Annotated in this window: 19 protein-coding genes; 9 read left to right on the top strand and 10 right to left on the bottom strand. The window is 63.6% G+C overall.

Features of this window, described 5'->3' with window-relative positions; translation table 11 throughout:
* Window positions 1–12: 12 nt before the first annotated feature.
* Both LZ519_RS02050 and LZ519_RS02045 read left to right on the top strand, forming a co-directional pair.
* Complete coding sequence (locus LZ519_RS02050; protein ID WP_249867077.1) at window positions 13–342, top strand: hypothetical protein; 330 nt, start codon at window positions 13–15, stop codon at window positions 340–342.
* Between the two features lie 100 nt (window positions 343–442).
* Complete coding sequence (locus tag LZ519_RS02045; RefSeq protein WP_249867076.1) at window positions 443–709, top strand: hypothetical protein; 267 nt, start codon at window positions 443–445, stop codon at window positions 707–709.
* A gap of 14 nt (window positions 710–723) precedes the next feature.
* On the opposite strand, the gene LZ519_RS02040 is transcribed toward LZ519_RS02045, so the two are convergent.
* Window positions 724–3,786, bottom strand: coding sequence for a CHAT domain-containing protein (locus LZ519_RS02040; protein ID WP_249867075.1), 3,063 nt, complete (start codon window positions 3,784–3,786; stop codon window positions 724–726).
* A 35-nt stretch (window positions 3,787–3,821) separates the two neighbouring features.
* Window positions 3,822–5,645, bottom strand: coding sequence for a ShlB/FhaC/HecB family hemolysin secretion/activation protein (locus tag LZ519_RS02035; RefSeq protein WP_249867074.1), 1,824 nt, complete (start codon window positions 5,643–5,645; stop codon window positions 3,822–3,824).
* Window positions 5,646–6,022: 377 nt separating this feature from the next.
* Between LZ519_RS02035 and LZ519_RS02030 the strand changes: the two genes are divergently transcribed.
* The 3 genes from LZ519_RS02030 to LZ519_RS02020 are packed head-to-tail and all read left to right on the top strand — an operon-like array spanning window position 6,023 to window position 11,795.
* Window positions 6,023–7,582: a hypothetical protein gene (locus tag LZ519_RS02030; RefSeq protein WP_249867073.1), complete on the top strand. Its 1,560-nt coding sequence runs from the start codon at window positions 6,023–6,025 to the stop codon at window positions 7,580–7,582.
* A gap of 23 nt (window positions 7,583–7,605) precedes the next feature.
* A complete protein-coding gene (locus tag LZ519_RS02025) occupies window positions 7,606–10,749 on the top strand; it encodes a WD40 repeat domain-containing protein (protein ID WP_249867072.1) in 3,144 nt (1,047 codons plus the stop codon).
* Complete coding sequence (locus LZ519_RS02020; RefSeq protein WP_249867071.1) at window positions 10,722–11,795, top strand: PrsW family intramembrane metalloprotease; 1,074 nt, start codon at window positions 10,722–10,724, stop codon at window positions 11,793–11,795. The genes LZ519_RS02025 and LZ519_RS02020 overlap by 28 nt, the downstream gene beginning before the upstream one ends.
* Window positions 11,796–11,804: 9 nt before the next feature.
* On the opposite strand, the gene LZ519_RS02015 is transcribed toward LZ519_RS02020, so the two are convergent.
* Window positions 11,805–13,874 (bottom strand): PAS domain S-box protein, encoded by a 2,070-nt coding sequence (locus LZ519_RS02015; protein ID WP_283937357.1) that lies wholly within the window; start codon window positions 13,872–13,874, stop codon window positions 11,805–11,807.
* A 103-nt stretch (window positions 13,875–13,977) separates the two neighbouring features.
* Window positions 13,978–14,742, bottom strand: coding sequence for a 5'/3'-nucleotidase SurE (gene surE / locus LZ519_RS02010; RefSeq protein WP_249867069.1), 765 nt, complete (start codon window positions 14,740–14,742; stop codon window positions 13,978–13,980).
* Between the two features lie 306 nt (window positions 14,743–15,048).
* On the opposite strand from surE, the gene dksA reads away from it, so the two are divergent.
* Complete coding sequence (gene dksA, locus LZ519_RS02005; protein WP_249867068.1) at window positions 15,049–15,513, top strand: RNA polymerase-binding protein DksA; 465 nt, start codon at window positions 15,049–15,051, stop codon at window positions 15,511–15,513.
* A 65-nt stretch (window positions 15,514–15,578) separates the two neighbouring features.
* On the opposite strand, the gene LZ519_RS02000 is transcribed toward dksA, so the two are convergent.
* The gene (locus tag LZ519_RS02000) at window positions 15,579–15,743 is read right to left on the bottom strand and encodes a YdcH family protein (protein ID WP_249867067.1); all 165 of its coding nucleotides are present in this window, start codon (window positions 15,741–15,743) and stop codon (window positions 15,579–15,581) included.
* A 222-nt stretch (window positions 15,744–15,965) separates the two neighbouring features.
* Here LZ519_RS02000 and LZ519_RS01995 point away from each other — a divergent pair, with 222 nt between their 5' ends.
* Window positions 15,966–16,457, top strand: coding sequence for a DUF1465 family protein (locus tag LZ519_RS01995; RefSeq protein ID WP_249867066.1), 492 nt, complete (start codon window positions 15,966–15,968; stop codon window positions 16,455–16,457).
* Here the strand turns inward: LZ519_RS01995 and LZ519_RS01990 are convergent.
* The 3 genes from LZ519_RS01990 to dusB all read right to left on the bottom strand — a co-directional run bounded on the left by LZ519_RS01990 (window position 16,441) and on the right by dusB (window position 19,013).
* Entirely contained in the window at window positions 16,441–17,412 is a 972-nt protein-coding gene (locus LZ519_RS01990) for an NAD(P)H-dependent flavin oxidoreductase (protein WP_249867065.1), read from the bottom strand. The genes LZ519_RS01995 and LZ519_RS01990 overlap by 17 nt on opposite strands.
* Window positions 17,413–17,474: 62 nt before the next feature.
* Window positions 17,475–17,990, bottom strand: a complete 516-nt coding sequence (locus LZ519_RS01985) for a CAP domain-containing protein (protein WP_249867064.1) — start codon at window positions 17,988–17,990, stop codon at window positions 17,475–17,477.
* A gap of 24 nt (window positions 17,991–18,014) precedes the next feature.
* Complete coding sequence (dusB, locus tag LZ519_RS01980; protein WP_249867063.1) at window positions 18,015–19,013, bottom strand: tRNA dihydrouridine synthase DusB; 999 nt, start codon at window positions 19,011–19,013, stop codon at window positions 18,015–18,017.
* Between the two features lie 65 nt (window positions 19,014–19,078).
* Here dusB and LZ519_RS01975 point away from each other — a divergent pair, with 65 nt between their 5' ends.
* Together LZ519_RS01975 and LZ519_RS01970 are read left to right on the top strand one after the other, a co-directional pair.
* On the top strand, window positions 19,079–20,221 hold the full coding sequence (locus LZ519_RS01975) for a bifunctional 2-C-methyl-D-erythritol 4-phosphate cytidylyltransferase/2-C-methyl-D-erythritol 2,4-cyclodiphosphate synthase (protein ID WP_249867062.1): 1,143 nt from the start codon (window positions 19,079–19,081) through the stop codon (window positions 20,219–20,221).
* Window positions 20,218–20,721: a CinA family protein gene (locus LZ519_RS01970; RefSeq protein ID WP_249867061.1), complete on the top strand. Its 504-nt coding sequence runs from the start codon at window positions 20,218–20,220 to the stop codon at window positions 20,719–20,721. Before LZ519_RS01975 ends, LZ519_RS01970 begins: the two co-directional genes overlap by 4 nt.
* Here LZ519_RS01970 and LZ519_RS01965 read toward each other — a convergent pair.
* Both LZ519_RS01965 and lipA read right to left on the bottom strand, forming a co-directional pair.
* On the bottom strand, window positions 20,682–21,143 hold the full coding sequence (locus LZ519_RS01965; RefSeq protein ID WP_249867060.1) for a type II toxin-antitoxin system RatA family toxin: 462 nt from the start codon (window positions 21,141–21,143) through the stop codon (window positions 20,682–20,684). The genes LZ519_RS01970 and LZ519_RS01965 overlap by 40 nt on opposite strands.
* Window positions 21,143–22,063, bottom strand: a complete 921-nt coding sequence (lipA, locus tag LZ519_RS01960) for a lipoyl synthase (RefSeq protein ID WP_249867059.1) — start codon at window positions 22,061–22,063, stop codon at window positions 21,143–21,145. Before lipA ends, LZ519_RS01965 begins: the two co-directional genes overlap by 1 nt.
* Window positions 22,064–22,067 lie beyond the last annotated feature (4 nt).

Here is a 22,067-nt window from a genome sequence, read left to right as displayed (position 1 = left end):
CAGAGCTTCGAAGTGCCGACTGAAATCTACATCGCCATGGGCCTGATGTTCGCTGGCTTCATTGGCGTGCTCGCTTTCGCATTCCGCTCCGACATGTCGGTTTCCTATGGCGTCATCTTCGCCTTCCTGACCGCCTATTTCCTCGTGCCGGCGCTGTTCTCGCGTGTAGGGCGCAGCCTCAGTCGCACGAAGGCTCTCGACTGGCCTGTCTTTCGCGAGAAGGGGATTGCGACGGCCACTGGCCATTCGACCAGCGTTGAAGCGACGATCCTTATCCTGCTTCTGCCATTCCTAATCCTGTGCTTTGCGATTTCAGTGACGATAATCGCGGCCGTGGTCTGAGGGAACAGCAAGGCTGCGCCCTCAGGAAATCCGGACGCTCGTTTAGAAATCGGTAACCGCTTTCAGCGCATGCTTGAGCCGCTTTGCGAAGGAGAGCGGCATGAGCGCTCGTCTGGTATCGATTGCAGTCGGGATTTCGCTGGTTTCCGCGGTTGCGGCCGCCGAGCCTCCCAAGGCGACCGTCGCCAAGGCCGAGCAGCCAGCAGATCGCGCCCCGGCCGCCGTCATGGCCGCAGCCGACGCGGTGGTAGTGTCCGCCCCTGCTGAACAGCGCCAACAGCCCGAAGCAAGCGATGCCGCCAAGGTGCCGGCCCGCCATGCGCGGGTGAGCAGCTGCCGCTGCGGCGACCAGAACCCCAGCGACTAAGCTTCGCCGGCCCGTCAGGGCTTCTGAGCGACCTGCGACTTTGTCCTGATGATCGGGATCTCACCGTCACCAACCGCAGCGAACGCCGACCAATAAAACGGATGCGACGTGTTTACGTCGTCCATCAGCTTTTGCTCGGACACGCGAAGCGCGGTGACGGTCGGCGTACCAGGCGGGGAGGTGAAGATTCCCGTCATCAGCCGCTGCGTCGCATTGAAGTCGTCGGGCACGGCCCAGTGGCTCGCGACCACCAGGCGGCCCCCGGCGCCGACGAAGGCCCGAACCAAGCCGTCGAGCGCGACGTCGCCGCCGGTGGCGAGGCCCGCGCTCTGAGTCGCGAGCGCCGTCGCCTTGCCGGCGGTGTCGCAGGCCGAAAGGATGACGATGTCGGCGTCGAGGTCCAGGTCGAAGATGTCGCGGAACGTCAGCAGGCCGTCCGATCCGCTTCCACCGAAGCTGGTCAGGAGCGCGGGCTGGGTCGGGCACTTCGGGCGAGCGGCAGTCACCACTCCGTGAGTGGCGAAGTGGATGATGCGATATTGGTCGAGGTCCTTGCGGGCTTCGATCGCGGTGTCGGTGAACGCATCGCCGGTGACGATCTGTACGCCTTTCGCGTCGATCTTCGACAAGATGTCGCCGGCTATGTGAAGCTCGCGGTCCGAAATCGGGCGGTTCCACGACGCCAGCGGAAGAACGCAATCGCGGTCCGCGGCCGACTGAGCCGCGTCGGCGCCCTGGGCCGGCAAGGAGTTGTGGCCAAGCCCCAGATATTGCTTCGAACCGGACGCAGGCGGAGCTTGCCGGAGCTCGACGAAGGAAAGCGGTGACACTGCCGTGCTGATGTCGCGGTCGCGCCCGAACCATTTGATCCCGGTGAAGTCGAAGTCGGCGTTCGGATCCGCCTTCACTCGCGCGGCGTAGAGATCCACCGAGGCCTGATCGACGACGAGCGGGTTCGGAGGCATGCGAAGCATTCCGCCGTCCGGCTCGAAGATCAGATGCCGGACGTCCTTGAGATCGCCGTCAACGGGCCCGAACAGCTCGGTGTACAGCTTGTGCGCCAAAGCGACGTCATAAGCATAGGTGACCTGCTGCCCCTTCTCGATCGTCGAGATGGTGTCGCGAAGCGAGCTGACCTGGTCGTCCAGATCCTTCGCAGTGAGTCCCAGCTTCATGGCTCGCGCGGACGTGGGGCTCGCCAGCAACGCATAGATATTATCGTCGACGATGGTCATCCGATAATAAGCTTCGCCGGGCCGCAGCGCCTTCTGAAGATCAGCGAGCGACAGCACGCCGCTGGAAACTGCGCGGTAGCGGGGGTAGCCGGCGAGCGAGGCCTGGGTCGCGACTTCGCTCTTGCTCGCGCTGTCGAGGTCCGCGGTCAGAGCCTTCATTCGAACCAGCTCCTGCGGCGAGGGATGTGGCAGGTCCTGCATGTGGGCGAGCGCGATCCGGGTCCGCTCCACCTGCCGAGTCAGTGTCACCGCTTGGCGGAACAGGCGCGAAGCCTCGTCGGTCCCGCCGCTAAGCTCGCGCGCAAGCACCGCCTGCGTCTGGGCAAGGCCCGGACGCATCATCAACTGGCTTGCGGCGAAGATTTCCGCTGTCGTTGTGGCGTCTCCAGTCTTCTCCAGCAGAATATCGACATAGGGCCGAAGGACCCGGGCGAAGGACGGGGGCAGGTTGTTGGCGTCCGCCTGCGAATGGACGATGTCGCGGAACATGGTCTCAGCCGCCGCGGGCTGGCCGGAGCGAGCGAGGAAACCAGCGAGCCGGGCGCGTGCGTTCAGCAAAGCCGCCGAGCCCGGATAATTCACTTCAAGGATCGTGACGCCGTCGCGGTAGAGCCGCTCGGCTTCTGATGGATTGCCGGTCTGCTCGGCGATCGCCCCGAGATCGCCGGCGATCTGCGCGCGCATCCAGGCGATCGAAGCCACTCGTCCACCGCGGACCGCCTGCAGCTTCGTGTCGGCATTCTGGAGCGACTGGGTCGCGGCGGCATAGTCGCCGCCGAGCCGGAGCGAGGTGCCGCGGAGCTGGAGCGCCTGTCCGTCGAGGATCTCGGCCTTCTCCTCGGGGAGGAGCTGGTCGGAAGACGTTCCCAGCTGCTCGCCGACATTGGATTCGGAATTCAGCCGCTTGGCGGTCGCGACATCGATTTCGAGTGACCGGCCCGAGCCTGGCGCAGCAGCCGACGCGAAAGCGGGGACCGGCTTATCGAGCTCCTTGAGCGCTTCCGCGGACTGCCCCTGGTTGAGCAGGTGCATGGCCCGGTAGTTGCGCAGTCGGCGCCCATCGAGCGGGTCGCCGCGAACCAGCCCCTCCGCGCGCGAAAACAAATTGTCCGCTTCCGCGAAGCGGCCGAGGTTCGATTTCTGCAAGGCCTCGTTGATGACGGCCTCGGCTCGGCTGATCGGGCCATCGCCTGCACTTCCGACGGCGGCGAAGAATTCCGCGGCATCCGCGTAGCTGCCAACATTGTTGCGGCGATAGGCTTCCGCCAGCGCGCGAGTGGGATCCAATGTCCCCGCCTGCACGCGGGCGAAGGCCGCAGGGTCGCCGGCGCCGGTCGTCGCAATAGACACTTCGCCGACGACTGGCCTGTCGGCGACGATGCTTCTCAGCCCCAGCTCGAGCGCGCTTTCATAGCCCGCGAGCCCTTCGGCGCTGAAAAAACCCCTGCCGCGACGAAACTGGTAAACGCGGTAGTCGATGTCTGCGTCGGCGAGCTTGCAGTCGATGACCTCAACCGTGCCGAGGTCTTCAAGCGTGCCGGCATGCGCAGTGCCGCACCTGACTTCCCGGCTTCGGGCTGCCGCCAGCCTCGATGCAGGGTCGCCCTCAGCGCGCAAATGGTAAAGCTTGCCGACAGGGAGCGCCGCATCGCGGCACGTCACCGAATAGCCGGAGTCGAACATGCCCGCGAGAGCCGGGTCGTTCGAAACCGGCTGCGCCGAGCAATAGCTCGATCCCGTGGTGCCGATCCTGAAGCTGTCGCGGACGCTAACCGGAGCGCCGGTCGCGGGCGCGACAACAGCCCAAAGCGTGCAAGCGAGCGCAAGACCAGTCTTTCGCATCCAGCCCTCCATGAGCCCCAGGCGCCCTGCCCGTCTCATTCGTAGGTCCACGGCCAGAGCCTCGACGACAGCGAGATCAGGATCCGGGGGTCACCCTTGCGGGCGAAAGGTCCCACGCGGGTTAAAGGCACCGCGATGTTTGCGTCGAGCCAGAATCGGGCGAAGCTGACCCGGGCGCCCGCGCCCACTGAATTGAGGTGCCTGGACCCGATAATCTCCGGCGCGAGGCGATCGAGGTTGCCGACCCTCGCGTGATCCCAGAATACATAGCCTTCGACGCCGGCCTTGCGGGCGCTCGCTGGGATGGTGCTGCCTATCCGGATTTCCGCCTGGGTCCCCCATCCGCGGTCGCCGAGCAGCACTCCGGGGTCGTAGCCGCGTCCAACGGTGTAGTTGCCGGCGGAGAATTCCTCGAAGCTGAGCAGAGGATCCCATGCATATTGCGCCCGGCCTCCGAGCGCGAAGGTCAGCTTGGGAATGGGCCGGTACTCGCCGTACAGCAGGGCCCTCACCACCGCTGCCGTCGCGAGGCCCTCGACCCGGCTTGGAGCTACGCCCTTTGGGCCGAGGCAATTAACCGCCTTCGGCCCGCACGGGTCGGTTGCACCCAGGATATCCAGGCCCTTGCGTAGCTCCAGGAGACTGTTGACGCGCCACAGTGGCTCCGTCTGGGAGCGGCCTTCCGAGAAGTTGGTGTTCAGAGCGTCAAAGGCGAGCCGGAGGAACCCAACGCGCAAGCGATCCCTCGTCAGGACCTTTAAATTGAGATCGACCGTCTGGTTGATGAAATCCATTCCGAACGATGCGCGCAACGTGCGCGGCAAGGTGCGGATGATCGGGTAATCGGCGTGGAGAGTCGCAAGCAGCGTTCGGGCACGAACGTTGGTGTTGGGCGTCGGAATCGTCGGATGCGCCCAGGCATAAGTGAACTCGCCGCCGAGCCCGAGGCCGTCAGCGCCAAGCCGCATGTCATGGCCGACCTGGAGCGTCTGCTGCTCGTCGAAATCGGCGGTAGTGAACGCCGCAACGGTCGTCCGGTCAGCAAGTCCAGTCAGGCCGTAGAATTGTGCCCGGACCAACGCCCCCCACGGACCGACTTCGTTCGATCCGCCGTTCTGGATATTGGAGTCGACGTAGATCGGGGTACGCTGGACGGTGACGTCTCCGAGCACCTCGCCCGGCGTCGTCCCCGCCGGACGCAATGTCATCCGCACCGTATAGCCCGGCAGATCGCTTGCCAGCAGCAGATAGCGCTCCGCGGCATAGCGGTTGAAGACCGGCTGCTCCGTCAGCGCACTGAGGTAGGCCGCGATGACTCGTTCAGCCCCGGTAGCACTTCCGCGCACGCGCACCTGGCCGAGGTGCGCCATAGTCACCTTGAAGCGAACAACTCCATCGGTGATTCGCTGCTCAGGCACTTCGACTGACGCAATATAGCCGGCGCTACGCAAGATCGCCGCTGTGCGGTCGCGAATGTCGCATACCGTCGAAATCGGCTGTTCCTTGCCGATCATATCCGCATAAGCCGGCGCAAGTTCGCTCGGGGAAAGGCCTTTCAGCCCCTCGATCTCTGCACCGCGGAAAGTGAAGCGGACATCCTTGAACTCCGGGCTATCGAGCGCGCACGGCGCACGTTCCAGCCCGCCTTCGACCTGTAATTGCGCCCCGGTCTCACGAACTTGAGGAGCTTTGGGCCGGGTCACTTCTTCACGGGTTGGAAGAACGACCTGGCGCGAGACCTGGGCCCCTGCTCCAGTCGGCGCGGAGATGCTCAGGGACGACAATAGAAGGCCGGTCAGCAAATGGCGCAAACCGCTGCTGCCGCTGTCGGCGCTATTCCCGTCAACCAGTCGAAGCATTTCGGGGCGGCCCCTCCCCCAAGGTGCGTTTCGCTCGCGCGAACGCTGGGTTTAGAGCAGCTTAACCAGCTCGTCACAAGCCCGATTTCTAATCTGTCTCAAGTCCTTACAGCGCAATTGCTGTTCAGGATTCACCTATCGACAGATAGTCGACCCCCGGTCCGAAACAGTGGCGGGCAGACAAGAGTCCGAATGAATCCAACGATCTAAGCGTCTTAACTTTCGTTATTATTGAGAACTTGGGAGCAAATCTTTTTGACTTGGCGGATTCCTGTTTCGTCGTCGGCGCCGGCGTCGGGGACTTGGTTGACTCTGCCTTAACTGGTGATACCTCTGTCCGGTTAACCAATTCCGGTTGACTACAGGGGAGTTGCGCCATGACCGGGACCACGGCCAACAATCGCAAATACTTAATGTCTGGAGCGGCGATTCTTTTCGTCGCAGTCGGAGCCTACGGGCTCGGGCGAGTCTATCCGCCGCTTGGCCCTAGCGCCGGCACGATCGCGCCTGCCGATCGGTATCAATCAGCGCAGGTCACCGAAGCGGACGTCACTCTTGGCGACACGTCGGTGCCGGAATTGATGCAGACCGACGCCTTCGAGCTTGTCGTTCACGACCCGAATTTCCGGGCGCTGGCCGCAAGCCCCGGCTTCCAGGCTCTCGCCGGACAGCCGCAGGTGATGGCTGCATTGATGGCCAACCCGAAAGCGTTCAGCGCGCTCGCCGCCAACCCTTCGGCCTTTGCCGGAGTGGCGAATGCGGCACGCAACGCGTCCGCTTTGGCACCGCAGGCTCACCAGGCCAGCGCAGCGCTGCTTAGCGCGTTTGCAAGCCATCCGGCGGCAATGCAGGCCCTCGCCTCGCAGCCGCAGGCGCTCGCAGCAATCCTGTCCAACGCGTCAGCCTTCAGCAACTTCGCAAACAACGCCAACGCGTTCCGCGATGCGGCGTCGAAAGCTGCAAGCAATGCGCAGATGGCGAACAGTGCGTCCGCCTTCCAGCAGCTTGCCGGAAACAGCAAGGCGATGCAGGCGCTCCAGGCGGATCCGAGAGTTTTCAGTGCGCTTGCTGCCAATGCGGCTTCGTTCAAGGCGCTGTCGGGCCACCAGCAGGCGCTGTCGGCGGCGATCAGCAGTGCAGCCGCAGCAGCCCATCAGCTGCAGTCGCTCGGTGTATCGAACGCGGCAATGTCTGCGCTCGCTGCCAACCCGTCGGCTTTCTCGGCGCTTGCAGCGCAACCTAAAGCACTGGCGGCAATCGCGGCCCATTCAAATGCGTTTGCCGCGCTTGCTAGCCATCCGCAGGCACTGGCTGCGATCATGGCGAATGCGTCATCGTTCAGCAGCTTCGCGAACAACGCCAATGCGTTCCGCGACGCCGCATCGAAGGCCGCGAGCAATGCCCATATGGCGCGTAACGCCGTCGCGTTCCAGCAACTCGCTGCGGACAACAAGGCAATGCAAGCGCTCCAGGCCGATCCGCGGGTGTTCTCCGCGATGGGCAACCAGGCGCTGGCGTTCGCAAGCCTTGCGTCGAATGCGAGCCAGCTGAACCCGCAGCTGCTTTCGGGAATCGCCAACAATGCGTCGGCCTTCTCGAACATGGCCAACAATGCAGCGGCGCTCGGCCAGGCTTCGCAAGCGCTCCAGGCGCTCAACGCTCATTCTCTGGTCGCGTCAGCGGCGGCGGCAAGCCAGTTCAACGCTGCGGCATCGCAGGCCGTTCTGGCGAACCCGCAAGCGTTCTCGGCGATGATGGCCAACCCCAAGGCGTTCGCAGCGGTCAGCCAGAACTCGGCGGCGATGGCGGCTCTTGCGGCCAATCCGAAGGCCCTGTCCGCGCTTGCTGCACAGCCGAACCTGGCCGCGTTGATGGCCAACCCAAGCTTCTCGGCTGCGTTAAACCAGGCTGGCGTGTCACAATCGCAAGCCAACTAAGCTGAGCGGCTGGGGGGCCGTACATGGGGGTTGAATGGTCGAATGGGCGCCGGCTTGCCCGTTGCAAGCTGGCGCTCCTTCTTGCGGGATCGAGCAGCGCGCTTGCTGCGCAGACGCCGTCCAAGCAACCCCCACCTCCGCCGCCGACCGACACCACCACCCAGATCGAAAAGCCGGACGCTGTTCCTCCCACTCCGGAGGGGCAGCCGCCGAGCGAGCCTGTAACTCCGGCGCCGACCAAGCCCAACGCACCTGAGCAAACCAGCCCAGAGCATGTCCCGCAGGACGCTTCGGGATTCCATCTATCGACGCTGGAAACCGACAACCTGTCGCTGCTCTACATCGACCCGGTCCAGACCTATTTGGCGCCTTATCTCGGACGGGCGTTCGAGAACGCGCTCGCCTTCCACGAGAAGCAATTCCACTGGAAGCCGTGGAGCCGGACGACGATCCTGCTCAAGGATTTCTCCGACTATGGAAACGCCGCGGCTCTCGCGAGCCCGAGCAACATGGTGCTGCTCGACGTCGCGCCGCTTTCGCTGTCGATGGAGACCTTCTCGCCGGGAGAACGGTTCTTCACTCTCACCAATCACGAGCTTGCCCATGTCGCGGCGATCGACGTGTGGAACAGCCGCGACGCGTTCTGGCGCCGCTTCCTCGGCGGCAAGCCGGTGCCGCTGCAGAAGCACCCGGAATCGATCCTCTACAACTTCCTGACCAGCCCGCGGAACCTGACGCCGCGTTGGTACATGGAGGGAAGCGCCGTCTTCTTCGAAACATGGATGGCGGGCGGACTCGGCAGGGCGCAGGGCGGCTATGACGAGATGGTCTGGCGGGCGAAGATCCGTGACGACCTCAGGATCTTCTCGCCGCTGGGGCTCGAGAGCGAAGGCACACAGGTCGACTTTCAGGTCGGCGCCAATTCCTACCTCTACGGCACCCGCTTCTTTTCCTATCTCGCGCTGACCTACGGCGTCGACCGGACGGTCGAATGGCTTCGCCGGTCGGAGGATTCCAAGGCTTATTATGCGGCCCAGTTCAAGCATGTGTTCGGCCGCCCTCTGGACGATGTCTGGAACGACTGGATCGGCTTCGAGCGCAAGTTCCAGCAAGACAATTTGGCGGCGCTGGCCAAATATCCGCTGACCGACGTGAAGCACCTTTCGCCGCACGGGCTCGGCTCCATGTCGCGCGGGTTCATCGACGACAAGACGAACAGCCTGATCGCCGCATTCCGCTATCCGGGACGAATCGGATTTCTCGGAAAGATGGACCTTTCGAACGGCAAGGTGACGCCGTTGACCGACCTCGACGGGATGATGCTCTACAAGGTGACGAGCGTCGCCTACGATCCAGCGGCGCGGACGGCGTTCTACACCAACCAGAATTACGCCTTCCGCGACATCTATGCGATCGATGTCGACACCGGGAAGAAGCGGCAACTCCTCCACGACGCCCGCATCGGCGACCTCGCCTTCAACCAGGTCGACAAGAGCCTGTGGGGGATCCGCCACCAGAACGGCTATGTGACTCTGGTCAGGATCCCCGCGCCCTATTCGAGCTTCAACCAGCTCAAGACATTTCACTATGGCGAGATCGTCTTCGACCTGGACGTCTCGCCCGACGGCGAGCTCGTTTCCGCCTCGTACAGCACGATCGATGGCAAACAGTCGGTCAAAGTCTGGAAACGTTCCGATCTCGAGCAAGGCAATGCCGACGAACCGGTCGCGACGCTTTCGCTGCCCACTTCGGTGCCGGAAAATTTCACCTTCACGCCCGACAGCAAGGCGCTTCTCGGAAACTCTTATTACACGGGCGTTTCCAACGTCTTCCGTTTCGATATCGCAAGCGGGAAATATGACGTCCTGACCAATGCCTCGACCGGCTTCTTTCGGCCTCAGCTTCGTCCCGACGGATCATTGTTCGTCTACGACTATGCCGGCGATGGCTTCAACCCGTCGATCATCCAGCCGCAGGTCCGCGAGGATCTAGCCAACGTACGCTTCCTCGGAAGCGAAGTGGTCAAGGCTCGCCCTGAGCTGAAGGAATGGGGAGTCGGCTCGCCGGCCAAGATCCCGCTCGACCAGATGATCACGCAGCGCGGGTCCTACATCCCGATCCAGCGGATGCGGTTCGATGCCCATTATCCGATGGTGTCCGGCTACGGCCGTTCGCCGGCATTCGGCTATTACATTCACGTCGCAGATCCGCTCCAGTTCAGGCAGCTCAGCGTCAATGCGGCCGTGTCGCCGTTCGACAAGGTCGACGGAAGCGAGCGATTCCACTTCGACGTCGAGTATCAGACGCCCAACTGGAAGCTGACTTACTGGCACAACCTGTCCGACATCTACGACCTCGCGGGGCCGGTCCTCCGCAGCCGCAAGGGCGACGCCTTCATCGCCAGCTACACCAAGCCGCTGATCTACGATCCGCCGCGACAACTCGACGTCTTTGGGTCAGCCTCCATTTTCTTCGGCCTCGACCAGCTGCCCGGCGCGCAGAATATCGCTAGCCCGAAAAACCTTCGAAGCTTCGAGATGGGGCTTCGCTACACCAATACGACGAAGGCACTGGGCGGAGTCGACCACGAGAAAGGCTTTGCAGCGCGCATCGTAGCCGCCGGTGACGAGGCGGAGGGCCACGTCTTCCCGCGGCTCTACGGCGGCTTCGATCTCGGTACGGCTTTGCCATGGTCGAACAGTTCTGCCTGGCTCTATGCGTCGGCGGGAACGGTCGGCGGCCGCCGGCACCTCAACCCGCTTGCAGCCTATTATTTCGGGGCTTTCCGGAACAACTATGTCGATAACCGGCCGGAGAAGAGATACCGCGAGATGGAGAGCTTCCCCGGCTTCGAGATCGACGAACTGGCGCTTCGCCACTTCGGGCGAGTCACCGGTGAGGTGAACCTTCCACCGATCCGTTTCGCCGAACTCGGCACCCCGTCTTTCTATCTCAGCCACATCCGCCCTGCCGCCTTCGTCGGAGTCATGGCGGCGCAGAACCAGGACGGAACCAAGCACACCTACAGCGACGTCGGCGCGCAGTTCGATCTCAACTTCACGGTCGCGTTGCGACTGCCGATGGTTCTCTCCTTCGGTGCCGCCGCAGGGTTTGAAGACGGCCACTATCGCAAGACGGAGTGGCTCGCTTCGCTGAAGATCATGTGATGGCGCCGTTCCTGGCCGAGAGCGCCCACTGGGCCTTCGCGCTAGTGCCGGTGCTGATCCTGCTCGCGGTGTTCGTCTGGCTCGACGCCTTCAAGCTGATGAGATTTCGGGAGATCCTGTTCCTGCTGCTACTCGGCGGAGTCGCGGCGGGCGTCGCCTATCCGATCAGCGGCCGCTTCATCGACACCCTCCCGATCGGCTTTTCGAACTACAGCCGTTTCGTCGCGCCATGGATTGAGGAAGCGCTGAAGGCGTTCGTGATCATCGGTCTCTTCCGGTTCAACCGGATCGGCTACAAGCTCGACGCGGTGATCTCCGGCTTTGCCATCGGCGCCGGATTCTCAGTCGTCGAGAACATTATCTACCTCACAATCTTCCCGCAGTACGGAACCGGCACGTGGCTCGTTCGGGGTCTAGGAACGGCGGTGATGCACGGATCGACCCTGGCGATGCTCGCGGCAATCGCCCACGAATTCGCCGAACGGGAAACCCGGGAGGCGTCGACGGATTTCAACTTCAACTTCTTATGGTTCCTTCCCGGCTATCTGGTCGCCGTTGCGATCCACACGGCGTTCAACCAATTCCCGGATCAGCCCATGATCGCGATGATGGCCGCCGCGGTCCTGGCGCCGATCGCAATCATGACCGTGTTTCAATTCGGCGCCGCCGAAGCCGAACGCTGGCTTCGAACGGAATGCGCCGCTCACCAGGCACAGCTTGAGACTCTTCGCGCAGGAAGCTGGCCGGATTCGCCCGCCGGCCGCAGGATCGCCGCGCTGGCGGAGCGGCTTGGCCCCGAGACCGCGAAGCGAATGCGCCGATATTGGGAATTGCAGACCTGGCTGGTCGTTCAAGCCGAAGAGACCCTGATCGAAGAAGCGGTGGGCGATGCATCGGTCGACGAAGCGGAAGTCCGCTCCGCCTTTGCCGAGCTCGACGGCCTCAGGCGGGCCTTGGGGAGGAGCAGTTTTGCAGCGCTCAAGGCGCTGCTGCCGTTCAGCCGCAACGATTATTGGGAAATTTCCGAGCTTCGGCAGCGCCTTTAGGGACAGACCTCAGTGCGCTCGCGACTTCAATAGGTCTGAAAGCGCCGCACTGACCGCCGCGGGGTGCGCCGGTTTGCGAATCACCGGAACGTTTGCGAAGCGCCCTTCCGGGTCCACCATTTCATAGCCGGTGCAGAAGAGGAACGGCACGTGGCGTGCCCTCAGCGCTTCGGCGACAGGGTAAATCGGCCGGCCGCGCAGATTGACGTCCAGCACGGCTGCATCGACGCCATGCGACAACAAAGCCTGCGCTTCCGCCAGTGTCGCCGCGGGGCCCACGATCGCCCAGCCCAATCTCGACAACTCGGAGCTGAGCTCAAGCGCGACCAGCTCTTCGTCCTCCACGACAAGGATGCGCCGCTCATCGCCGGTCGCACGCGCCTGCGGCAGTTCGGGGGTCGCATCGTCGGGCGAACTTCCGGAACCGGCTCGAAGGAACAGCTCGCGCGGGAGCCGAATCTCCACTCCCAGCCCTTCCGGATTCCAGTCAAAGTTGAGATCGGCATCCAACTGCCGTCCGGTGACCTGCCGGAGCAACTTTGTCCCGAATCCCTGACGCTTTGGCGGAAGGACCCTTGGACCGCCGCGCTCCTTCCACGACACAATCATAGCGGAGGAAGCGAGCTTCCATTCGATATCGACATGGCCGTCCTGGCTGCCCAGCGCTCCGTGCTTGACGGCGTTGGTCGCAAGCTCGTGGAACAACAGGCTCAGCGACTGGACCGCTGCGGCACTGCAACTGACCTCCGGCCCTTGGAGAGTGAGTTGCAACTCCTTGGCGTAGGGAAGGATCTCATCCCGGATCAGTTGCTCCAACGGCGCGCCGCGCCACTGCGATTGCGACAGCAAAGTGTGGGCGCGGGCGAGGGACGCGATCCTGCCTCGAATCGATTCCCCGAACTCTTCGACCGTATCGGCCTTGGTGAGGCCGACAAGCGCCTGAGCAACGGCGAGCGCATTCTTGGCCCGATGATCGACCTCGCGGGCAAGAAGCGCCCGCGCCTCTTCGTTGGTCTTGCGGTCGGTGATGTCGCGAAGGATGATCGTGCCGACTCGCTCGCCGCTGACGGTCACCTGCGACATGGAGGCTTCGATCGGGAATTCCTCTCCCGATTTTCGAAGCGCGACGGTCGAGTCCGCTCCGTCGAGCGGGCGATTGACGTCACCGCTGGTGAAGAAGTCGCGGAAGCGTTGGCCCTGACGCTGTCGCGACGCCTCCGGGAAAAGCATCGTCACTTGGGACCCCAGGACTTCCCCGGCCGTATAACCGAATATCCTCTCCGCGGCCGGATTGAACACGACGATCCTGAGATCCTCGTCGAAGGTGATGATCCCGTCCATCGCAGACTGGACGATCGCTTCCATCCTGCGGCGAGATTCCAGGATTGCCTTGCCGGCCTGGCTGCGGTCGCTGATGTCGCGGGTGACCTTCACGAAACCGGTGACGTCGCCGTTTTGGTCACGCATCGGAAACAGGCTGACATGGGCGGCGAAAATCGTGCCGTCCTTGCGCATCCGCGGCGCCTGTTCCTCGAACCGGCCGGTTTGTGCGGCGATCTTCAGCTCGCGCCCCGGGGCATTGGTCGCGCGGCTCTCCGGCGTGTGGAGGATATTATACGGCTTGCCGATGATCTCCTCGGCCTTCCAGCCCTTCAGCCGCTCGGCGCCCTTGTTCCAGGTGAGGATTCGGCCTTCGCGGTCGAGCTCGTAGATCGCGAAGTCCTGCGCCGCGTCGATCAGCCGATATTCGCGAGCTTCGCTGACAAGCTTCTCCTCGCGCTCTTCGTACTGAGTTCGTTGCGCAAGTGTGCGCCAGGCAAACAGGATGACTGCTGCGCAAATTGCCAGAAACGCGAGAGCGTTCGTGAGCTTATCCGGGTCGGAAAAGGTGAAAGCCGGGGGCACGAATGCATATGTCGCAACAAGGCCGCCGATGACGGAGGCGAAGATTGCCGGTCCGATGCCGATGCGCGCCGCCGTGAACACGACCGCCAACACGAAAAACACAAACGTTGCGGACGTGCCGAGCAGCGGCGCAAGCGCCAGCCTGGCGCCGAACGCCAGAACCACCGCGACCAGAGCGATGCCGTAATTTCGAACCTGCTGCGTAATGCCCCCAACTCCTATCTTGGCGAGAGAACGCGGACGGGCGGAAAAGGTTACAGCCGTTGTTTCGAATGATTCAGGCGAATCGGCCGCGAAGAACTTCCAGCGAAGGATCGTGGGTGAGATCGAGATGCAGCGGAGTGACGCTGATGTACCCGTCGTCCATCGCCTCGAGATCGGTCGAATGGCCCGGCGTCTGCACCATCGGCCCAAGGCCGAACCAGAAATAGTCGTAGCCGCGCGGATCGGTCCTCTGAACGATTCGAAGGCGGCCGTAATCCCGGATCCCCTGCCGGCAAATGCGGATTCCGTTGACCTTCTCGGGAGCTAGGGCCGGGAAGTTGACGTTGATGAGGGTTCCCGGCGCGGGCTCGAAGTCGATCAGTGCGGCCAGGACCTTCTCCGCCCAGGCCTCGGCAGCGGCAAACGGCACCGTGTCGCCCATGCCCTCGCGTGAGTAGCTCTGGCTGAGCGCGATCGACGGAACGCCCGCGAGCGCCCCTTCCATCGCCGCCGAAACGGTGCCGGAATAAGTCACGTCTTCGCCGAGATTGGCGCCACGGTTGATGCCGGAGAGGATCAAGTCAGGCGGCGAGTCCTTCATCACATGGGCAAGCGCCAGCATCACGGCATCGGTCGGCGTCCCCGTGACGGAAAAGCGGCGGTTGTCGTGCCTTCGCAGCCGAACCGGCTCGGTAAGGGTGAGCGAATGGCCCGCGCCGGACTGCTCTTCCGTCGGAGCGACGATCCAGACGTCGTCCGAAAAGGACTGGGCGACCGTCTCCAGCAGGTCGAGTCCGCGGGCGTTGATGCCGTCGTCGTTGGTCAGCAGGATGCGCATTTCCGAAACCCTCATAGCGGCGACGGTCAGTGCCGCAACCGAGGCGCTTGCCGAACGGAAATTGCGCTATATCCGCAACAGCTTGCGCTTTTCTGTGGGTTGATTCCGTCAGCGCTTGTTAAGGACCCGGCGCTTATTTATAGGCGCGGTCGGGGATGACCGACTTGCCCGGTACTAAGTCCCGGGAAAGTCTAGTTGAATCCGCCTCCGGCTGCACCGGTGGGCCCCGGTCGCAGCGGCGAGGCGGGCTTGCGGTGTTCCCTCGGGTCTTCGGACCCGATGGACAGAGTGGGGGAGGGGTTTCAAATGGCGACTGCGCTAGTCGATTTCTTCAATGAAAAACCGGTTCCGTTCGACCGGACCGTCGTTCCGGAGAGCTATCGGCCATCCGAGAATGAAGAGTTCATGTGCGATCTCCATCGCGCCTATTTTCTCAAGAAGCTGCGCGAATGGAAGGATGCCATCATCGATGAGTCGCGCCAGACGATGGCGCAGCTGCAGGTCGATTCGCTTCGCGAGCCGGACATTGCCGATCGCGCGTCGAGCGAAACCGACTGGTCGATCGAGCTTCGGACCCGCGACCGCCAGCGCAAGCTGATCGCCAAGATCGATTGCGCGATTCGCCGTCTTTACGAAGGCGAATATGGCTATTGCGAAGTCACTGGCGAACCGATTTCGCTGGCCCGACTCGAAGCGCGCCCTATCGCGACGATGTCCCTCGAGGCGCAGGAGCGCCACGAGCGAATCGAGAAGATTTCACGCGACGACTGAGCTTCGGCGCGGCGAAGCCGGTAATCTGCTGAGAGTGCGACGCCGGAAGGGCCGGCGGCTACGGCCTAATGCGCGTAGTGGCCGGCAAGCGCGTCCTTGAGCCTGAGCTTTTCCTTCTTAAGCTCGTGGAGAAGGTCTTCGTTGGGGTGCGGCTGATGCTCTTCTTCGTCGATCATGGCGTGGAGAGCCGCGTGCTTGGATGCGAGAGATTCGGCCTCTGCATTGTCCATCGGTGTCATTCCTTTCGTGAAAACGAGTGACAGCGCCTCGCAGTAAATCACGAATCTTCGCTTTTGTCTTGGGGCTGTAATAACCGTCCGACGGATCGTGCGCGCGGGCTGTCGCGCAAATGTGTGATCGCCGCCTCGTCCCGCTTCGGGACAAACGAGGCACTCCATCGGACCTTCGGCGAGCATTTCGCGTTTTCTTGGCCCCCCGAAAGTGGCACCTTCATGCTTATGCACGATCCCAACGAAACGCCTGAACCGGAAGTCCGGATCACGCCGCGGCTGGTGGATTCCTTCTACACTGAGGCGATGCTGCTGGCCGACGAGGCGCGGTCCTATTTCGACGATGCGGGGCGCGAAGAGCGATGCACGCTCGACCCGTTCGTCCGGGTGAATTTCGCCTGCGAATCGCTGAAGGTCACCACTCGAATCATGCACATCGTCGCCTGGCTGCTAACCCAGCGCGCGATCGAAAGCGGCGAGATCGCCTATCGCGAGGGACGGCGGCCGGAGCGCAGGCTAGGCAATGCCCAGCTGAGCGATCCGGCGGTCGTGGCGCGCCTTCCGGAAGCTGCACAGCGGCTCGTCAATGCGAGCTCCGACCTCTACGCGCGGGTGAAGCGGCTCGACGAAGGCAATGTTGGGGACGAGCCGGTGGCCAGTCCGGCGCGCGCGCTGATGGGCCGCCTCGAACGCGGGCTCACCGGCCAGGGTTAGAACAGAGGCGCGAACGCGCTTCCGTATACTCCCGCTCGAGCTGAGCGATGTAATCGCCTGCCGGCTGAACCTTCCTGATCGCTCCGATCCCCTGCCCCGACCCCCATATGTCGCGCCATGCCTTGCTCTTGGTCGAGCCGTCGGAGCCGAATTCCGTGGGGAGTGACTCCAGCTTGTCCAGGGCGTTCGGATCGAGGCCCGAGCGCTCGATGGACGAGCGCAGGTAATTGCCGGCAATTCCGGTGAACAACGCGCTGTTGACGATGTCGGCGGCGCCGCTGTCGACGATTGCCTGGCGATATTCGTCAGAGCAACGCGCTTCCGGAGTGGCGATGAACGGCGAGCCGACATAAGCAAGGTCGGCACCCATTGCTTCCGCGGCCAGGATCGCAGAACCCGTGGCAATGGATCCGGACAGGATCAGTGGGCCGTCGAACCAGCTCCGGATTTCCTGCACCAAAGCGAACGGCGACCAGTGCCCGGCGTGTCCCCCTGCCCCCGCCGCCACGGCGATGAGGCCGTCAGCGCCTTTCGCCACCGCCTTGCGCGCGAACCGGTCATCGATGATGTCGTGAAGCGTGATCCCGCCCCACCCGTGAACCGCCTGGTTCAGCTCCTCGCGGGCGCCGAGCGAGGTGATCACGATCGGCACCTTCCATTTTTCGCACACCGCCATGTCCGCTTCGAATCGGTCGTTGGAGCGGTGGACGATCTGGTTGACCGCGAAGGGCGCAGCCGGCCGGTCGGGATTGTCGCGATCGTGAGCAGCCAGCTCCCCGGTGATTTCATGGAGCCATTCGTCAAGTTGCGAAGCTGGCCGCGCGTTGAGCGCGGGAAAGCTTCCGACGACCCCGGCGGCACACTGGGCAACGACCAGCTTGGGGTTGGAAATGATAAACAGAGGGGCGGCGATCACCGGCAGGCGCAGTCCGGAAAGTATATCTGGAATTGCCATGCCGCCCCCGCTCCTCAGGAGCGAGGCTTAGCCGCCGTGGCGGCTATGAATCCAGCGCTGGATTAGAGAACCGGCTTGCCGTCGACATTCCCCGGAGGCGAGTAGCGGCAGATGAGGAAATCACTGGCGGGGGTCCTGTAGATCGCGCAGCCGACGCGGGTCGTCGTCCGCCACACGATGGTCGTATAGTGGGACACGTCGAGCCAATTGCCCGTGCTGCTGACCGCGGGAAAGATGCCGGGGCGGAAGTAGCGCTTCTCGCTGGTCCAGTTGGACACCATCTGCTCCGGAGTGAAGGCGCCTTTGGTTCCCATCCACAGGTTTTCGCGCTGTCCGGGACGGGTCTGCTTCGGCGAGTGTTGGAGCGTGCCGATCGCCGCGAGCGCCGGGCCGTAGGAAGCGGCGGCTGCGGCCAGCGCCGGATCCCAGCTGAGCGGCGGAACTCCAAGGGCAACGCGCTCGCGGTTGTGCGCAACCAGCAGCCGCATCGACAGCGGATCGAGTGGCTGGCCCGGCGCGGGCGCCGGAAGCACACCTGCGGTTAGTATGACTGCTAAGCAGCTGAGAAACGTACGCATTCGACCTCCTGGGAGGTCATATCACTATGCGGCCGCGCGAGTCATCCAGGGCGCGTAGAATTCCCGGAGCATCGAAATGACGACCGCCGGATCATCCTGCTGGTTGATCCGGTTGCGGAGCTCCGCCGAGCCCGGAAGGCCCTTGGTGTACCAGCCGATATGCTTTCGGGCGAGGTTCACTCCTGTGTGCCGCCCGTAGAGCGACAGCATTTCGTCATACTGGCGCAGCATGACGTCGAGCTGCTCGTCGAGCGACGGCTCGGTCCAGGCGCGGCCCTCAACCAGCTCGGCCACGGTCTGGGCGAGAAGCCAGGGGCGTCCGTAGGCGCCGCGACCGATCATGACTCCGTCGGCGCCCGACTGGCGAAGCGCCTCGCGGGCGTCGTCGACCGAGCAGATGTCGCCGTTGACGATGACGGGGATTGAAACAGCATCCTTCACCTTGCGAACGAAGCTCCAATCGGCCTCACCCTTGTAGAGCTGGCAGCGCGTCCGGCCGTGGATGGTGATCATCTTCACGCCCAGATCTTCCGCGATTCTCGCAAGCTCCGGCGCGTTGAGGCTGGCATGGTCCCAGCCCATCCGGGTCTTGAGGGTCACTGGAACGCTGACCGCCTTCACGGTCGCATCGATGATCGCCGCGGCCGTGGTGAGGTCGCGCATAAGCGCCGAGCCGGCCCACCCGTTGACGACCTTGCGGACCGGGCATCCCATGTTGATGTCGATGATCGCCGCCCCGCGATCCTCGTTGAGCTTGGCGGCCTCGGCCATCACCTGAGGCTCGCAACCGGCAAGCTGCAGCGAGACCGGCTGCTCGCAAGGATCCCACAGCGATTTCTGGAGTGACTGACGAGTCTCGCGGATCATGGCCTGGCTCGCGATCATCTCACTTACGGTCAGGCCGGCTCCATAAGCCTTTACTGCGCGGCGGAACGGCAGGTCGGTGACGCCCGTCATGGGCGCCAGGATCACCGGCGCGTCGATCCTCACCGGACCGATGGATATGGGCTTCAGCATCGTCATGGGTCGGCGGGAGATAGTGGAACAGCCCTTGGCGGACAAGGCGAGGCAGCCTAGACGCGCGGGCCGTGAGCACGACCGCCCTCATTGTCGCAGCCGGGAAAGGCGAGCGGGCCGGCGGCGGATTGCCGAAGCAATACCGGCTGCTCGGCGGAAAGCCGATGCTTCGCCGGGCGGTTCAGGCGCTGGCTTCGCACCCCGCCATTTCGAAAGTTCGGGTGGTGATTGGGTCCGGCCAGCAGGCTCTGGCCCAGCAGGCGCTCGACGGCATCGACGTCGGCAAGCTGGTCGAGGGCGGCGAAGAGCGCGCCGATTCGGTCCGCGCCGGGCTTTCCGCGATCGAAGGCGAGGCGATCCTTGTCCACGACGCCGCCCGCCCGTTTTGTCCGCCGCAAGTGATCGATAGGCTGCTTGCCCCCCTGGAATTCTTCGAGGGCGCGGCCCCCGTTCTTGCAATCGGCGATACGCTGGCTCGGGCGAGCGACCGGCTAAACGAGCCCGTCGACCGGACGGGGATGGTGCGCGTGCAGACCCCTCAGGCCTTCCGGCTCGCCGCACTCCGCAGTGCGTATGAATCCTGGTCCGGCGCGACGCCCACGGATGAAACGACCGTCGCTCGCGCAGCCGGCCTCACAGTGGCCGCGGTCGAAGGGGATCCGGCGCTCGAGAAGATCACCACGCCGCGGGATTTCGCTCGCGCCGAGGAGTGGCTCTTATCGCGGCTCGTTCCGCGCACGGGAATCGGCTTTGACGTCCATGCATTCGGCGGCGAAGGCCCCATCATGCTCGGGGGAGTCGAAGTCCCGCATTTGCGCGGGCTCGCGGGCCACAGCGATGCAGACGTCGTCTTGCACGCGATCACCGACGCACTCCTTGGCGCAGCCGGGCTGGGGGACATCGGCGAGCATTTCCCGCCGTCCGACCGCCGCTGGGCCGGTGCTTCCTCCGACCTCTTCGTTGCCCATGCCGCAGCCCTCGTTCGAGACAACGGCGGAATCATCGACCACATCGACTGCACCATCATCTGCGAGGAACCGAAAGTCGGTCCGCATCGCTTGGCCATGCGCAAGGCTGTTGCGGCCGCATTGGGTATCGAGGAGGCACAAATCAGCATCAAGGCGACCACGACCGAGGGCCTGGGATTCACCGGCCGCCACGAGGGAATCGCAGCTCAGGCTGTTGCCAATATCCGGCAGGAGGTTTCGCGGTGACCGAGCGACTCCTTCCGCAGGAACTGTACGACAAGGCCAAGGAGGTCATTGCGGCCAACCGGAAGCTCGGACGCACCGTCGCGGTGGCGGAAAGCTGCACCGGCGGGCTGGTGTGCGCAGCTTTGACCGAAATTCCAGGATCTTCCGACGTGTTCGAGGCTGGTTACGTGACTTATTCCAACGCGTCGAAGATCGAGGATCTCGGCGTCAGCGAGGAGGTCGTGGAAACCTTCGGTGCGGTCAGCGTCGCGACCGCATGGGCGATGGCGCGCGGCGCGCTTGCTGCGTCGAAGGCGGACATCGCAGTCGCAATTACCGGTATTGCCGGCCCTGGCGGCGGAACTCCTGCCAAGCCGGTTGGGACAGTGGTGTTCGCGAGGGCAGAGCGCGGGGCGGACCCTTCGCAGATTGTCGCCGACCAGAAGCATTTCGACGAAACCACGCGTTCGGGCGTGCGGCTTCAGGCCGCGCTCTGCGCGCTCGAGTTGTTGATGCCGTAAAGCACGGCGGCGCGCTGCTCGAACGCGCCGGTCATCCGCCGAAGCGCGCGGTCGAACATCTGGCCTGCAAGCGTTTCGAACAGGCGCGAATTGAACGCAAAATCGACCGAGAAATGAACGTTGGTTCCGCCGTCGCGCCCGCGCTCGAACTGCCACTCGTTGTGAAGATATTTGAGCGGTCCCTCGACATAGTCGACGCAGATCCGCTCCGGGCGCCGTTTCATGACCTTGCTGGTGAACCGTTCCTTGAAGGCGCTGAAGCCGACGATGAGGTCGGCGATGGTTTCAGTCTCGCTGGATGAGCGGATTCGGACCGCAACCACCCAAGGCAGAAACTCATCATAGCTCGCGACATCCGCGACCAGGTCGAACAGCTGCTCCGGCGTATATGGGAGATGGCGCGTTTCGCTGTGCCGAGGCATCAGCCGTTCGCCCGCTCCAGTTGGGCGGCGCGCGATTCCTGCATTTTCCTGAAGTCGTCGCCGGCGTGATAGCTCGACCGCGTGAGCGGCGAGGCCGCGACCAGCAGGAAGCCCTTCGCGCGGCCGATCGCCGCATAAGCGTCGAATGCGCTGGGGGTTACGAACTCTTCCACTTTCGCGTGACGCGGCGTTGGCTGAAGATACTGGCCCATCGTCAGGAAATCGACGCCGGCGGAGCGCATGTCGTCCATCACCTGGTGGACCTCTAGCCTTTGCTCGCCCAGGCCGACCATCAGGCCGGACTTGGTGAAGATGTGCGGCGCCTTGCGTTTCACGCTCTCCAGCAGCCGAAGCGACGCATAGTAGCGGGCTCCTGGCCGGATCGTCGGATACAGCCTCGGGACGGTCTCCAGATTGTGATTGAAGACGTCGGGCCCCGCGGCAACGATCGCGTCGACTGCGCTTTCGGCCTTGTTCCGAAAATCGGGGGTCAGGATCTCGATGGTGGTGTTCGGCGTGTTGCGGCGGAGCGCTTCGATCACCTTCACGAATTGGGACGCTCCACCGTCGGGCAAATCGTCACGGTCGACGGAGGTCACGACGATATGCTCCAGGCCAAGCTCGGCCGCCGCTGTCGCAACATGCTCGGGCTCCAGCGGGTCAACCGCCCGCGGCATTCCCGTCTTCACGTTGCAAAAGGCGCAGGCGCGAGTGCAGGTGTCGCCGAGGATCATCACCGTCGCATGCTTCTTGGTCCAGCACTCGCCGATGTTCGGGCAGGCCGCTTCCTCGCAAACGGTCGCGAGGTTTAGCTCGCGCATCAGCCGCCTTGTCGCGTGGTATCCCTCGCTGACCGGCGCCTTGACGCGGATCCAGTCGGGCTTGCGCTGCTTCGGAGGGACTGCTGCAGGAACGTTCATGCGG

The organism is Sphingomonas anseongensis (genome assembly GCF_023516495.1).
Taxonomy (GTDB): domain Bacteria; phylum Pseudomonadota; class Alphaproteobacteria; order Sphingomonadales; family Sphingomonadaceae; genus Sphingomicrobium; species Sphingomicrobium anseongensis.
This window is presented reverse-complemented; position numbering and strand designations above follow the sequence as displayed.